General features: G+C 60.4%; 14 protein-coding genes and 1 riboswitch. Of the genes, 12 read left to right on the plus strand and 2 right to left on the minus strand.

What is annotated here, in order from left to right:
- Positions 1 to 181: 181 nt before the first annotated feature.
- From ACQK2G_RS11360 to ACQK2G_RS11380, 5 genes are all read left to right on the plus strand, one after another.
- Entirely contained in the window at positions 182 to 955 is a 774-nt protein-coding gene (locus ACQK2G_RS11360) for a creatininase family protein (RefSeq protein ID WP_425405145.1), read from the plus strand.
- A gap of 127 nt (positions 956 to 1,082) precedes the next feature.
- Entirely contained in the window at positions 1,083 to 2,180 is a 1,098-nt protein-coding gene (locus ACQK2G_RS11365) for a putative urea ABC transporter substrate-binding protein (protein WP_425405146.1), read from the plus strand.
- Positions 2,181 to 2,282: 102 nt separating this feature from the next.
- Complete coding sequence (locus tag ACQK2G_RS11370) at positions 2,283 to 3,095, plus strand: ABC transporter permease (protein WP_425405147.1); 813 nt, start codon at positions 2,283 to 2,285, stop codon at positions 3,093 to 3,095.
- A gap of 22 nt (positions 3,096 to 3,117) precedes the next feature.
- Complete coding sequence (locus ACQK2G_RS11375; RefSeq protein ID WP_425405148.1) at positions 3,118 to 3,996, plus strand: ABC transporter ATP-binding protein; 879 nt, start codon at positions 3,118 to 3,120, stop codon at positions 3,994 to 3,996.
- A 3-nt stretch (positions 3,997 to 3,999) separates the two neighbouring features.
- Entirely contained in the window at positions 4,000 to 4,746 is a 747-nt protein-coding gene (locus ACQK2G_RS11380; RefSeq protein WP_425405149.1) for an SDR family NAD(P)-dependent oxidoreductase, read from the plus strand.
- Between the two features lie 12 nt (positions 4,747 to 4,758).
- On the opposite strand, the gene ACQK2G_RS11385 is transcribed toward ACQK2G_RS11380, so the two are convergent.
- Positions 4,759 to 5,814, minus strand: coding sequence for an isopenicillin N synthase family dioxygenase (locus ACQK2G_RS11385; RefSeq protein ID WP_425405150.1), 1,056 nt, complete (start codon positions 5,812 to 5,814; stop codon positions 4,759 to 4,761).
- 153 nt (positions 5,815 to 5,967) lie between these two features.
- Between ACQK2G_RS11385 and ACQK2G_RS11390 the strand changes: the two genes are divergently transcribed.
- Positions 5,968 to 6,735: an SDR family NAD(P)-dependent oxidoreductase gene (locus ACQK2G_RS11390; protein WP_425405151.1), complete on the plus strand. Its 768-nt coding sequence runs from the start codon at positions 5,968 to 5,970 to the stop codon at positions 6,733 to 6,735.
- A 19-nt stretch (positions 6,736 to 6,754) separates the two neighbouring features.
- On the opposite strand, the gene ACQK2G_RS11395 is transcribed toward ACQK2G_RS11390, so the two are convergent.
- The gene (locus ACQK2G_RS11395; protein WP_425405152.1) at positions 6,755 to 7,417 is read right to left on the minus strand and encodes a cysteine hydrolase family protein; all 663 of its coding nucleotides are present in this window, start codon (positions 7,415 to 7,417) and stop codon (positions 6,755 to 6,757) included.
- Between ACQK2G_RS11395 and ACQK2G_RS11400 the strand changes: the two genes are divergently transcribed.
- The 6 genes from ACQK2G_RS11400 to ACQK2G_RS11425 all read left to right on the plus strand — a co-directional run bounded on the left by ACQK2G_RS11400 (position 7,416) and on the right by ACQK2G_RS11425 (position 15,004).
- A complete protein-coding gene (locus ACQK2G_RS11400) occupies positions 7,416 to 8,126 on the plus strand; it encodes a hypothetical protein (RefSeq protein ID WP_425405153.1) in 711 nt (236 codons plus the stop codon). The genes ACQK2G_RS11395 and ACQK2G_RS11400 overlap by 2 nt on opposite strands.
- 60 nt (positions 8,127 to 8,186) lie before the next feature.
- Positions 8,187 to 8,295: riboswitch (guanidine-I (ykkC/yxkD leader) on the plus strand.
- Between the two features lie 135 nt (positions 8,296 to 8,430).
- A complete protein-coding gene (locus ACQK2G_RS11405; RefSeq protein WP_425405154.1) occupies positions 8,431 to 9,267 on the plus strand; it encodes an urea amidolyase associated protein UAAP1 in 837 nt (278 codons plus the stop codon).
- 68 nt (positions 9,268 to 9,335) lie between these two features.
- Positions 9,336 to 9,977, plus strand: coding sequence for an urea amidolyase associated protein UAAP2 (locus ACQK2G_RS11410; protein ID WP_425405155.1), 642 nt, complete (start codon positions 9,336 to 9,338; stop codon positions 9,975 to 9,977).
- Positions 9,974 to 13,600, plus strand: a complete 3,627-nt coding sequence (gene uca, locus ACQK2G_RS11415; protein ID WP_425405156.1) for an urea carboxylase — start codon at positions 9,974 to 9,976, stop codon at positions 13,598 to 13,600. Before ACQK2G_RS11410 ends, uca begins: the two co-directional genes overlap by 4 nt.
- A gap of 3 nt (positions 13,601 to 13,603) precedes the next feature.
- Entirely contained in the window at positions 13,604 to 13,861 is a 258-nt protein-coding gene (locus tag ACQK2G_RS11420; RefSeq protein ID WP_425405157.1) for an allophanate hydrolase-related protein, read from the plus strand.
- Positions 13,862 to 13,927: 66 nt separating this feature from the next.
- Entirely contained in the window at positions 13,928 to 15,004 is a 1,077-nt protein-coding gene (locus ACQK2G_RS11425; RefSeq protein ID WP_425405158.1) for an isopenicillin N synthase family dioxygenase, read from the plus strand.
- Positions 15,005 to 15,013 lie beyond the last annotated feature (9 nt).

Consider the following 15,013-nt stretch of genomic DNA (forward strand, 5'->3'; position numbering starts at 1 on the left):
ACCATTCGAAAAAATGAATCAGTTCAAAGTTTAGGCAGAACGCCTACCCTCAACCGAAAAAACCGAACAAATTCAAACAGAACCGGGCTGGCATATCCATTGCTCTTCCCTCTTCATCCGCGTTTTGCCGAAACAGCCATATCGGCACCGGCAATGGGCTCGAAACCGCGTAGGAGTTTACATGCCCCGTTGGGATCTGATGACCAGCACCGAGATCGGCGACGCCATCGCGTCGGGCATTGATCTGGCCATCCTGCCGGTTGGCGCGACGGAGCAGCACGGCCCTCATCTGGCGACCGGTTGCGACACGGTCTCGGCAGAGACCATCGCCGTTCTGGCGTCAGAGAAAAGCGGTGCCTTGGTCCTACCCGGCATCCCCTATGGATGCTCGCTCGGCCATACGGACAAATGGCCCGGAACGCTCTCGCTCCACCCCATGACATTGACTCAGGTCGTCCTGGAGTCGTGCCGCTGGCTGGCAAAAAACCGCATCCGCAAGGTGCTTCTGCTGTCAGGGCACGCGACAAACGACCCGCCGCTGAAAAGCGCAATCCTTCAACTCCGCTATGAGTTCCCCGATTGCCGTTATGCGACCATGGGGCTGTGGGAAATCTCCCGCCGGGCGCGGGACCTCTATCTGCGCGACGGCGACGATATTCACGCCAATCGGGGCGAGACCTCGATCCTGATGCATCTGCGCCCGGAAATGGTGCGCCCGGACCACGCCGAAGATGTCGGCGACGTCACGCCGGGCAAGGTCTTTTCCTATGCCATGCCGGCTACGACCCCGAACGGTGTTGTCGGCAGACCGACAGAATCCAGCGCCGAAGACGGCGAGATGATGGTTCGGACCATCGTCGAAGATTTGGAGAATTGGATCGAAACGGCACTGGCCGAGGGCTGGCCGGATGTCCCGCATGCCTGCGGTCCCGTGGCCGCCGAGCAACAGATTTGACGACAGGTTCGAACCAAGGCGCCGCAAGCAAAAAAGTGCGCCGGACGGACGGGGAAGTGAGACGGCCCACAAGCCGAGTTTCACGCGGGGCTCAACCCGCGATCTGTGGAGAAGGAGAGTATTTGCAATGCTGACCAACAAGAAATCGCTGAAGAGGTTCTCGGTGGGGAAGATGGCGTCGGCCGTGGCCATCGCCGCCGCCCTGATGACCGGCGCCGTCGGTGCCGCCGAAGCGAAAACCTATAAATTCGCCTACAACATCTATGTCGGCTTCATGCCGTATGGCTGGATGGAGAAAAGCGGCATTCTCGACAAATGGGCCAAGAAATATGGTGTCGATATCGAGGTCATCCAGGTCAACGACTATGTCGGCGGCATCAACCAGTTCACCGCCGGAGAGATTGACGGCATGGCCGTCGCCTCGATGGACGGGTTGACCATCCCCGCCGCCAGCGGCGTCGACACCTCCATCGTTCTCGCCGGTGACTTCTCGAACGGGAATGACGGGATCCTTTCCAAGAACATTACCGACATCAAGTCGCTGAAGGGTGAAACCATTCACCTCTTTGAGCTGACCGTGTCGCACTATCTGCTGTCCCGGGCCCTGGAACTGAACGGCCTGTCCCTGCGCGACGTGAAGACCGTCAACATCACCGACGCGGATATCGCGCCGGCCTATATGGGGTCGGATGAAATCCAGCATGCCGTCACCTGGAACCCGATGCTGCTGCAAATGGAAACCAAGGTCGCCGGCACCAAGCGCATCTTCGACAGCGCATCCACGCCGGAGGAGATTGTCGACGTCATGCTGATGCATACGAAGACGGTCAAGGAGAACCCCGCCGTCGCCAAAGCCCTGGTCGGTGCCTGGTATGAAACCATGGCAATCATGAATGGCGGCGACGCCGCGGCCGAATCCATGATCGCGGACCTCGCCGACGCGTCCGGCGGTTCCGTCGATGAATACAAGGCCCAGCTCGCCAGCACCAAGATGTACTACGATCCCGCCGAAGCCCTCGACCTGATGAATTCCAAACGTCATCAGAAGACCTGGGATTTCGTTCGCACCTTCTCCTACGATGTCGGTCTGTTCGGCGAAGCCGCCGCCTCGGCTGATTTCATCGGCATCGAATTCCCGGACGGCACTGTCCTGGGGGACAAGGGTAACATCCAGCTGCGCATCGACTCCTCCTTCACCGAAATGGCCGTGAAGGGCGAGCTCTGATCGCCGGTCGTCAGGAACGCTGGCGCAGCCAGGGCCTCGGCTGCGTCGGCTTCCGCGATCGCCCCATTCTTTACGTCAACGCGCAGGACAAAGGTCACGGAAATGCGTCGCGCCATTAATTACGTCCCGGACCGGCATAGCGGTCTGCTTCTGGCGATCGTGCCGTTCGCTTTTCTCCTCGGCGTCTATTTCATCGGGTCCGACGCACGGTTGAGCGCCAATCCGGACGACAAGCTGATGCCGGGGCTGCAAGCCTTCGTCGATGCGATCAATTCCCTGGCCTTCACCGAGAACAGGCGCACGGGCGAATATGTTTTCTGGACGGATACGCTCATCAGCCTGCAGCGTATTTTTCTCGGCCTTTCGATTTCGACCGTCATTGCGGTTGTCCTTGGCCTGCCGATCGGTCTGCTGCCGTATCTAAATCGGTTGTTCGGTCCGTTCATGGCGGCCTTCTCGCTGATCCCGCCGCTGGCCGTCCTTCCGATCCTTTTCATCATTTTCGGATTGGGCGAACTTTCGAAGATCGTCCTGATCATCTTCGGCGTCGCCCCTTTTCTGGTCCGCGACATGGCCATGGCGACCGTCGCCATCCCGAAAGAACAGATCGTCAAGGCGCAGACTTTGAGCGCATCGAGTTGGCAGATCCTGATCCACGTTGTTTTCCCGCAGATCCTGCCGCGCTTGATCGACTCGCTGCGCCTGATGCTGGGCGCAACCTGGCTGTTCCTGATCGCCGCGGAGGCAATCGCTTCGGAAGGCGGTTTGGGATACCGGATCTTCCTCGTCCGGCGTTATCTCGCCATGGATGTCATCCTGCCCTATGTCGCCTGGATAACCCTCCTGGCCTTCCTGATGGATTACCTGTTGATGCTAGGCTCGCGCGCCTTGTGCCGTTGGCACCACATTCGATGAACCGGCAAAGGAACGACGCGATATGACCGAGATCACGATCAATAACGTCTTCAAGGAATATAACGGCGTCCCGGTGCTGGAACGGGTTAACGTGACGCTGCCAGATCACGAGTTCTGCCTGATCCTGGGGTCCTCGGGCGCCGGCAAGAGCACGCTTCTGCGTATGCTGTTGTCCCAGGAAACACCGACGCGCGGCGAGATATTGATCGATGGCGAACCGATCGATGTGGAGCCCCAGGCTGACCGTGGAGTCGTGTTTCAGCGCTATTCCGTTTTCCCTCACAAGACCGTATTGGCCAATGTCATGGCCGGCCCCAGTTTTCGCCAATCGCGGTTTGCCGGATGCCTGTTCGGATCAAGAAAGGCGCAGCTTCGCGACCGAGCGATGGAATTGCTGCAACAGGTCGGATTGGCGGATGCGGCGGAGAAATATCCGGCCCAGCTATCCGGCGGCATGCAACAGCGTCTTGCCATTGCACAGGCCCTGATCATGGAACCGAAAGTGCTGTTGCTGGACGAACCCTTCGGCGCGCTCGACCAAAGCACCAAGAAGTCGATGCATAAACTGATCCTGGATCTGTGGCGCGCCAACAAGATGACCATCGTGATGGTAACCCACGATATCCAGGAAGCCTTCACGCTGGGCACCCGCATCCTGATGGTCGACAAGACCCGACAGGATCCGCAGGCACCCGAAGCCTATGGATCGACTATCGTCCACGACATCCGCCTGGACCCCACCCGCAAGGCGCCTCTCGACCCGGACGAAAGTGAAGAAAAACAGAGCATGGAGGACATCTTCCTGAAATGGGCCGGAAAGATGGAACATGCGGTTATCAGCGATGAGACACCCGCCGGGTCGGAAAAACCCGATGCGATCAAAACCAGGGAAGTCGCCTAGTCGATGACAACTCAGTCCACTGAAAGCTTGCCGCTTTCCGGCAAGGTCTTCGCCGTGACCGGCGGCGCCAGAGGCATCGGCGCAGCGGTCTGTTCCGTCCTGAACGCGCGTGGCGCAATCGCTGTCGCGTTCGATATCGATCCCGCCGCCGCGGCAGGTCGTGAAGCCATAGCCTGCGACGTCACCGACGAAACCTCGGTCAAAGCCGCCTTCGCCGCGCTTCACGAAACCCATGGCCGATTGGACGGGGTCGTCAGCAATGCGGGCATCATGGTTGAGAAACCTCTCGCGGAGACGACGATGGAGGATTTCGACCGCGTCATCGCGATCAATCTGCGCGGTGTGTTCCTGACGGCCAAATCCGCCCTGCCCTATTTCCGCAAAGGCATGCCAGATGCGGAGAAACCGCGCATCGTCAACGTCGCCTCCGAACTCGGCCATCTAGGTCGGCCTGAATATGCCGCCTATTGCGCCAGCAAAGGCGGGGTCATCACCCTCACACGCGCCCTAGCCCGGGAACTGGCGCCCGACATCCTGGTCAACACGCTGGCCCCCGGCCCGACGGATACGGACATGCTGCGTGCGGAAAAGAACTACGACAGTTGGGTAAAGGACGGCGAAGGTATTCCGCTGGGACGGGTCGCAACGGCGGAGGAAGTCGCCTTGGCGGCCGCCTTCCTGTGCGGTCCCGATTCCCGTTTCATGACCGGCACAATCATCGATGTGAATGGCGGCGCGGCGATGTATTGATCGCCGCGTATCCTAACTCGCCTGCTTTTCCAGGTGGAAACGGCCGAACTGATTGGTCTCCAGCGATCCGTCAGGCAGATCGACATCCTTCAGATATTTGAAGGTCTGAATGGTCTGCGCCACCAGGTGGTCGCCGGCGGAAATCGGACCGTATCTGGTTTCCGTGCCCGCCTCGATCAATTCCGGTATCGGCGAGACCACGGTCTCGTAGTCTGTCGCGAAGAACAGCGGAAAGGAATAGCGTTCCTCGTTCACCCGATCGACACGGTGCGAATTGGCCACATAGAGACCGTTCGACCAGTTCTCCAGCATATCGCCGATATTGATGACGAAGGTGCCTTCCACCGGCGGCGCGTCGACCCATTCGCCGTCATTGCGCAGAACCTGCAGCCCCGGCGCGGTCGGCAGCAGGATGGTGAAAAGTTCGTAATCCGTGTGGGCGCCTATCCCCATCCGTTTCAGCCGCGCCTGTTCCTCCGCGCTCACCACCTTGTCGGTTTCCCAATAATGGATCAGGCGCAACTGGCTGGTCGGCTTTGAAACATGCTTGACGAAAATGTCTTCGGGTAGTCCCAGTCCAAGGGCGAAACCGCGCAGCAAATCCTTGCCCAGATCCAAAGCCGCCGCGTAATAGCGGTCGACGGCCGCCTTGTGATCGGCCACTTCGTCCGGCCAGACATTCGGGCCGAGCATCCGATTTCCGGCGAGATAATCGGGGTCGTCCGCCGGCAGGTCCAGCGCGGTGTCGAAGGCTTCCTTCAAATCGCCGCCGCCTTCGCCGTAGAATTCCTCACCCTGGGGAACATAACCGCGATGGTTGGTCGACTTGCCGATATAATAGTCCATCTTGGTTTCGAGCGGCAGAGCGAACAGCGCCTTGGCTGCCTGCTTCAGCCCTTCCACCGTCTCTTCCGGGATTCCGTGGCCGGCGATATAGACAAAGCCGACATCGCGGGCGGCGCGGTCAAGATCCTTCACCGCCGCCATGCGCTTTTCCGGGTCAGACGACCGAAGGCCGGAAACATCCACCAAGGGGATCTCGGAAAAGTTCGTCCGCGCTTTGGCCATAACCGCTTCCTATCGCAATACCGATATTGATACCTGGACAAATATTGTGCAGCGCAATAGATCGCTTGTCCAATGTTCACTGCTCCCACATTATAGGCCGAGCGGAAAAATTTTGCAGCGCACCACTGCCATTCCAATAGAAGGCAAACCCACGTGATCTCACTTACCGGCAAAACCGCGTTGATCACCGGTGGCAGCCGCGGCATCGGTTACGGTATCGCGGAACGTTTTCTGGAGGCGGGCGCGCGCCTACATATCCTTGCCGAAACCGAGGCTGCCTTGGAAGCCGCTGACGCATTGGGCACGCAAGTGACCGGGCATGTCTGCGACATCACGGACGGGGACGCGGTCGCGACGCTGGTCGCCTCCCTCGGACCGATCGACATCCTGGTCAATAATGCCGGCCTGGAACGGATCACCGCGCTGACCGATATGTTCGACCCGGCACCGGTCGTCGAAGAGACCTTCCGGCGGATCATGGATATCAACGTGACCGGCACGTTCCTGTTGACCCGCACTGTCCTGCCGCTGATCCCCGATGGCGGAACGATCATCAACACCGCCTCAATCTGGGGGAAGTCGGGCCCTGCCTGGTATTCCGCCTATTCCGCCTCGAAACATGCCGTCATCGGATTGACCCGCGTCTGGGCCCGTGAACTCGGGCAGCGGCGGATCAGGGTCAATGCCGTTTGCCCTGGCTGGGTGGAAACGGAACCGGCGATGCTGTCACTGCAACGGCTTTCGGACGCAACTAGCCGGGACCCGGACGACCTGTTGAACGAGATCGTCTCGGCGCAGGACCTGCCGGGTTTGATGAAGCCCGCCGATGTCAGCGGATTATACGTTTTCCTGGCCAGCGACCTCGCCGCCAGCATCACGGGACAGGCAATCAATGCGGATCGCGGCGAAGTTCACGGATAGGCGCCCGGCGCCCCGCCGGTCAGTCCGGCTTCAACGCGTGGGCGACGTCTGCGCAGGTCGCGATCCAGCCGAACAGATGGCCTTCGCTTTGAATTATCGCCATGGTCGCGTCATGCAAGGCACGGTCGAACGTCGCGCAACCGTCGGCCAGTGTCAGGCAGCGATATCCTCTGTCCACGGCTTCCCGCAACGTCGACTGGACGCAGCATTGGGTCGTGACGCCGCCGATGATCAAATGGGTGATCCCGCGCGCCCGCAGGCGCAAATCCAGATCGGTCGCGTAAAAGGAACCGAAGCCCGGCTTGTCGATGATCCATTCACCGGGTTCCGGTTGCAATTCGTCGATGAAGTCATGTCCGTATTCCCCGCGGACGAGATAACGCCCCAACGCCCCCGGCGCACCGATTTCAGCGCCCGCGTCCCGGCTGCGTTGCCGCTTCGCCTCGTTGAGGTCCGACAGGTCGGGCACATGCCCTTCCCGTGTATGGGCGACGGTCAATCCGCTGGCGCGCGCCGCCTGCAGCAGGTCACGCAGGGCCGGCACAATCGCCTGAACCGGACCGCTCTCGCCGTTCGCCGCTTCGTTCTGGATGAAGTCCCTTTGCATATCGATCAGAAGAAGCGCCGTCTTATCGGGCGGGAAGGAATATGTCCGATCAGCAAAGGCGGGAACGGTGATCATGCCTGATACTCCAGCGTCGAAAATCAATTGGGAAACCGGACCGGCACCGATCCGCTACAGAGGATTGTGGCGCCGCCGCCTGCTGGTGGAAGAGGACGGCAGCCGCGATGCGGATACCATAGTCTGGTGGCTGCAGAGCCGACAACTCTTTGCCGACATCCGGCTGTCCCCCGATCGCAGCGCCGTTGCCGGCGCGACCTGTTTCGGCGATCTAGATCACGCCGGACTGCAGACGCTTGTTCTACAGGAAGGGTTTGCCGGTTTTCTGGAATGGACCGACACGGCCTGTGCCTGGCGTCGAAAGGTGGACTATCGCCCCCTACCCGGTCCGCCCGATGAAGGCTGGATGGAGGCAAAAGGAAACGATCTGATGATCGAGCGCGGCATCCATCGCGGCTACCTGGAAGAATGGGTGCAAACCGCCGCCACCGATGCCGTCATGAACGACTGGATCTGGCATGATGGCTGGAACGGCCCGACACTTTTGCGGATCGGCAGCACCTTCATGTTCGCCGAGGATCGGCGCGGCAGCCCACCGCACGCAGAGAATTTCGAAACGAATGTCCTGGCCGCATTAGGGGACGAGGCTGCCCTCGCCGCGCTTCTCGATTGTGAAATCTCCTTCGGGAAGATCGGCGCGGACGGAACCTGGTCGATCACGATGTCCACCATTCCCTGGCGCGAGGGCGAAACGGTCACCGCCCTCTGAGCAATATTTTTTGCACTGCAACACTTCCCTTTTTCTGTCCCGCAGGTATACTTTCTATTCAAAGATTGCGGCTAGGGTTCCGATCGTCATCACGGCGGTGTCTGGACCGAGAGCTGACGCCTGGTCCATCAACAGACCGGGTCCACGGCGGGATAAAAGCCCGGGAGGTCATGGTGGTGCTGCGGTGCGCCCAACCTCCGAGACGTTTGTCTCCCGGATATCAGGACCGCTCCGTTCAGCATCAGAGCTTCAATTGCCGTCCGCCCCTGGAAAGGGCAGGCCGGCGGTGACGAGGGAGGCGATGATGACGGCCGAAACAGCGAGCATTGACGAGTTGAAAGCCCGTTATGCCGCATTGAAAGAAACAGGGCAGAAGGAAGGCGAGTTCGAGGCCAGATTGGCCGGCGCCCCTGCAGCGCCCGTGACGATCCCGGAAAACAGGATATCGAAACAGGAAACGGTCCCCGGCGGCTGGTATTGGACCACGACCGTGAAGCGCGGGCAGACGCTGCGCATCGTGAATTCGCACGCCACGCCCGGTATCGCCCTGCAGATCTGGAACCAACACGACCCGTCCGAACGGTTCAATTCCGCCGATACGATCAAGGTTCAGTGGACGGCGCGGATCGGCAAGGGCCGTGTGCTGTTGTCCGATATGGGCCGGGTCTTGATGGCGATTACCGAAGACACCTGTGGTTATCATGACTGCGTCGCCGGACACTCGACGGCAATCACCAACGAAAAGAGTTATGGTTCGGGCACCCTAAGGAACAGCCCTGTCCCGGTGCGCAACAGCCGCGATAACTTCCTGATCGCCGCCGCGAAACTGGGGCTCGGCAAGCGGGACGTCCATCAATCCTTTTGCGCCTTCGCCCCCGTCGAGACGGGCGAAGAAGGCGCCCTGACCTGGAAGGACGGCGCCCTGAAAGCCGGCGATTTCATCGATCTGCGCGCGGAAATGGATTGCATCCTCTGCCTGTCGAATTGTCCCCATCCACTGGCACCGGGCGGGAGTTACGATCCTCAACCCGTTGCCGTGACCATCTGGGATGCGGGCCCGGTCGCCGAGAATGATCTGTGCCGGACCGGAACCGCGGAAGCGGTCCGCGCCTATGAGAATACGGACCCGCTTTTCGACTGAGTCCCTTGGATATGCCGATGCGCGGCGGGCGCGGAACGACCCGCATGACCGCCGCCGGGAGATGAAACATGACCACATTGAGCAACCTGCAACCGGACACCGCCAAACAACGCCTTAAAGTGCCGGCAAACGCCCCCTTCTCCGCCATCGTGAAGAAGGGGCAGACCATTCGCATCGTCGACAGTTTCGGCCAACAGGCCGTCGACACCCTATTCTACAACGCCGCGGATACGGACGAGCGCTATTCCGCGCATGACACGGTCGCCGCCCAAGGCGCCGCCTATATCACCACCGGATCCAAGGTGCTTTCCAACGAAGGCAACCTGATGTTGACGGTAACCGCGGATACGGTCGGCTATCACGACACATCCGCCGGCGCGTGTTCGGTTGAATCGAACACGGTTCGCTTCGGCCACCACACGCGCTTCATGCATGCCTGTCGCGAGAACTTCGTTCTGGAAGCCGCGAAATACGGCATGGACAAGCGAGACATCGTTCCCAACATCAACTTTTTCATGAACGTCCCGATCGAGCCGGACGGCAATCTCGCCATCGTCGACGGCTTGTCGGAACCCGGCAACTATGTGGAGTTGAAGGCCGAGATGGATGTGATCTGCCTCATCTCGAACTGTCCGCAGGTGAACAATCCCTGCAACGGGTTCAATCCAACGCCGATCGAAATCCTGATCTGGGATCGAGAACCGGCATGATCAACAAAGTCCTCATCGCCAACCGGGGAGAGATCGCCGTCCGGATCATCCGGACCTTGCGGGAAATGGGTCTCCCCTCGGTGGCTGTCTATTCCGACGCGGATCGCCACGCCGCGCATGTGCGTCTTGCCGATGAAGCGGTTCGGATCGGTCCCGCGCCCGTCACGGACAGTTATCTAAACCGTGATGCGATCCTAGCCGCCTGCAAACAGACCGGGGCGGACGCGGTTCACCCGGGTTATGGGTTCCTGTCGGAGAACCCGGATTTCGCCGAAAGCCTGGAAGCGGAAGGGATCCGGTTCATCGGGCCGACGCCGGACCAGATGCGCATTTTCGGTCTGAAGCACAGCGCCCGCGAAGCGGCCGAGAACAGCGGTGTGCCGCTGCTGCCCGGCAGCGGATTGGTCGATACGCTGGAAGAAGCGAAGGCGGAGGCAGAACGGATCGGCTATCCCGTCATGCTGAAAAGCACCGCGGGCGGCGGCGGTATCGGCCTGCAATTATGCGAGAGGGCAGAGGATCTGCCGGAACTGTTCGAAACCGTCAGACGGCTCGCGAGGTCCAACTTTTCCGATCCGGGCATCTTTATCGAAAAATACATCGCCCATGCCCGTCATGTGGAAGTGCAGATCTTCGGCGACGGCAAGGGCCACGTCGTGTCTCTCGGCGAACGTGACTGCTCCCTGCAGCGCCGGAACCAGAAGGTCGTCGAGGAAACGCCCGCCCCGAACCTGCCGCAAGCCACCAGGACGGCCCTGATCGATGCCGCTCTATCCCTCGGGCGGTCCGTCGATTACCGGTCAGCCGGAACGGTGGAATTCATCTATGACGGCAAGGCGGACGAATTCTACTTTCTGGAGGTGAACACCCGCCTGCAGGTCGAACATCCGGTCACCGAATTGGTCACCGGCGAGGACCTGGTATCCTGGATGGTGAATCTGGCGGCGGACAAGATGGACCTCGCCGCCTATCCCGACGTACTGCCGGTGCGCGGCGCGGCCATGGAGGTGCGCGTCTATGCGGAAGACCCGGGCAAGGGATTTCAACCTTCCGCCGGACCGCTCACGCATGTCTCTTTTCCCGAAGGCGTGCGCGTAGACAGCTGGATAGAGACCGGGTCCGACGTTTCCATGTATTACGACCCGATGCTGGCCAAGGTCATCGTTCATGCGGACACCCGGGACGCGGCGGCGGATGCCCTTTCCGACGCGCTGCGGAAATCGGCCATCTACGGCATTGAAACAAACCTGGCCTATCTCAGGGCGATTTCGGAAAGCGCCATGTTCCGTGCCGGCCATGTCTTCACGAAGGCGCTCGACCGGTTCGACTTCACGCCCAATACCGTCGACGTTCTTGCCCCCGGAACCCATTCGGCACTTCAGGATTGGCCGGGACGGGTCGGTTTTTGGGATGTCGGTGTCCCTCCGTCGGGCCCGATGGACGCACTGAATTTCCGGCTGGCCAACGCCTTGCTCGGCAACGCGCCCGACGCCGCCGGACTGGAAATGACAATGACCGGGCCGACATTGCGGTTCAACCGCGATGCCGTCATCGTGCTGACCGGTGCCGACTTTCATGCGAAGCTCGACGGCGACCCGGTCGATTGTTACCGACCAATCTCTATCCATCGCGGTCAAACGCTCAGTCTTGGCAAGGCCGGGGACGGCGGCGTTCGCGCCTATCTGGCGGTCGCGGGCGGGTTCGATGCGCCGCTCTATCTGGGCAGCCGTGCGACCTTCGATCTGGGCGGCTTCGGCGGACACGCCACCGGGAACTTGAAAAGCGGCGATGTCCTGCGTCTGACGGATAAGGCGGATGCCCCGGTTCTTCGCGGCGCCCTGCCCGGATCTCATTGGCCGCACTTGCCCGACGATTGGGAAATCGGCGTGCTTTACGGTCCACATGGCGCGCCGGACTTTTTCACGGATTCGGATATCGAAATCCTGTTCTCGACGCCCTACGAAGTCCATTTCAACAGCGCCCGCACAGGTGTCCGCCTGATCGGCCCGAAACCCGCATGGGCAAGGCCCGATGGCGGTGAAGCCGGTCTGCATCCATCGAACATCCACGACAATGCCTATGCCGTCGGGGCCATAGACTTCACCGGGGACATGCCGATCATTCTCGGCCCCGACGGTCCCAGCCTGGGTGGGTTCACCTGTCCCGCCGTCGTCGCCAAGGCCGAGCTTTGGAAGATGGGACAGTTGCGGCCGGGTGACCGTGTGCGTTTCAAGCGGCTGGCCCTGGCGGAAGCCGAAGCGCTCGAGGAACAGCAGGAAGCGTTCCTGAACGCCTTGTCCTTCGGCCGGGATGTCGAGCAGGCAGCCCCGCCCTCGCCCAGCATTCTGAAAGCATCCGGGCTGCGGGAGGACGCGGTCGTCGCCCGCGACGAAACGAATGGTATCGAGATTTGCTACCGCCGGACGGGTGAAGACTTCCTGCTCGTCGAATTCGGCGAACAGGAACTGGACCTGGATCTCCGCGTAAAGGCCCATTTGTTGATGCAACGCATCCAGGCCGAAGAAATGGACACCGTCATCGACCTGACGCCGGGTATACGGTCGCTGCAAGTCCATTTCGACAACCGCCGGGTCAAGCCGAGCGATATGCTCGCCAAACTGCGCGAGTTCCAGAGCGACCTGCCGGCGCTGGACGATGTGATACTGCCGAGCCGGGTGGTCCATATGCCTTTGTCCTGGGATGACGAAAGCACGCGGATCGCGACGAAACGCTACCAGGACCTGGTCAGGCCCGATGCGCCCTGGTGCCCCTGGAACATCGAATTCATTCGTCGCATCAACGGGCTGGACAGTGTTGACGACGTCAAGAAGGTCGTTTTCGACGCAGATTACATGGTTCTGGGTTTGGGGGATGTCTATCTCGGCGCGCCCGTCGCTACACCTGTCGATCCCCGCCATCGCTTGGTCACCACAAAATACAATCCGGCCCGCACCTGGACGCCACAAAACGCGGTCGGGATCGGCGGCGCCTATATGTGCGTTTATGGCATGGAAGGGCCTGGTGGGTATCAATTCGTCGGGCGTACCGTTCAGGTCTGGAACACCCATCGCCAAACCGGGAATTTCAAAGAAGACAAACCCTGGCTTCTGCGTTTCTTCGACCGCATCAAGTTTTACCCCGTCACCAACGAAGAACTCACCGAAATGCGTGACGGCTTCCTGCATGGAGAAGCGGAACTGAAGATCGAGGACGGCACATTCGACCTGGCCGAGTATCACCGGTTCCGGGCACAAAATGCGACGTCGATCGAGACCTTCCGAAGCAGGCGTCAAGCCGCCTTCGACGAAGAACGCGCGCGCTGGGAAGCGCAAGGGATCGCGGCCATTGTCGATGAAACCGATCTGGCGCCGGAACCGGTCGGCGTTGATCTGGCCGACGGCGCCATGCTGATCGAAGCACCGATGAACGGGTCGGTTTGGAAAGTCTCTGTCGAAATCGGTGATCGCATTTCCGCCGGCGACAAGGTCGCCGTCCTGGAAGCCATGAAGACAGAAATCGCTGTGGATGCAACGCAGGACGGGCACATCACCGATATCCTGTGCAAGCCGGGACAGATCGTCCGGCCGGGTGACCCGCTGCTGGTCATTCAAACGGAGGCTTGAGGCATGATGCCTGACGCACCGAAAACGACAATGTTCGAACTGAGCCTGGACAGTTTGGCCGTGGCGATTGTCGTCGAGGCCTTTGGCAGTTTTGCCGAGCTGATCCCACGGCAGCTGGGTATCGGCACAGAGGCCCTGGCAAACGGACTGCAGGTCAAAGGTTTCATCTGCGAACCGACTGGTATCGCAGCCGCAACCGAGATCACGCAATATGGCCGATGGCGATCCTATTGCGCGGAAACTGCCGCCTGGAGTGCATAAAAGCACAAGACCAAAACCAATTGGCACGGAGAAATAGCGTTTACAGAACCGAACAGGAGCGCCGCCATGGAACTGCCGAAGTATGATGCTAACGCCGCCATCCGCCCGACCGATGTCCGCAAGGGCACCGGCTATGCGGCAGAGCGCATCGATTTCGATAGCATCCCCATCGTCGATATCGGTGCGGCGATCAACGGAGATCCGGACGGCAAGCAAAGGGCCGCGGCGGCGTTGAGAGAGGCCGCCGCGAATGTCGGTTTCTTCTACATCAAGAACCACGGCGTCCCCGACGACGTCATCAGCAAGGCGCAAGCGGCCGCGGATCGTTTCTACGGACTGCCAATAGCGGTGAAATCGCAATACGACGTTGCCAAGGCGAAACGCCACCGGGGCTATGTTCCGGTCGGCGGTCTCAGCGCCGATCCGACCACTTCCGACCTGCAGGAAGGATACGAGGTCGGCCTGGAAGTGCCTGAGGACGATCCCGACTATCTATCCGGCAATCCACTGTTCGCGCCGAACAACTGGCCGGCGGAACTACCGGAATTCCGGGCCGACATCTATGCCTATTTCGAAGAGATGATGAAACTCGGCCGCACGATGTACCGGCTGTTCGCGCTGGCGGTCGGCATGCCGGAAGACTATTTCGACGACAAGGTGACCAAGCCCTGCGCGCAGCTGCGTGTGATGTACTACCCGGAGACGGACCCGAAAGACAGCGCGGTCGGCATCGGCGCCCATACGGACTACGAAAGCTTCACTGTGCTCTACCAGTCGGAATCCGGACTGCAGGTACAGAACCGCGCCGGCGCCTGGATCGAAGCCCCGCCGATCCCCGGTACCTTCATCGTCAACATCGCCGACATGATGATGCGATGGACCAACGAACTTTTCGTGTCCACACCGCACCGCGTGATCAATACGTCCGGCAGGAAACGCTTCTCCCTGGCGCTGTTCTTTGCGGCTGATTACGACACGGTGGTGGAGTGCCTGCCTAGTTGCACGAATGCTGACAATCCGCCGAAATATCCGCCGACGCATTTCGGATATTGGATCGAAAACATGCATTCCTATTCCTACGCTTATCGCTGGGACGAACGCGGCAAACTGCCGAACCCGGAACTCACGGACACGAGAGGCTGAGCCCCGCCC

Origin of the sequence: Hwanghaeella sp. (assembly GCF_965227365.1) — a bacterium.
GTDB lineage: Bacteria > Pseudomonadota > Alphaproteobacteria > UBA8366 > Aestuariispiraceae > Hwanghaeella.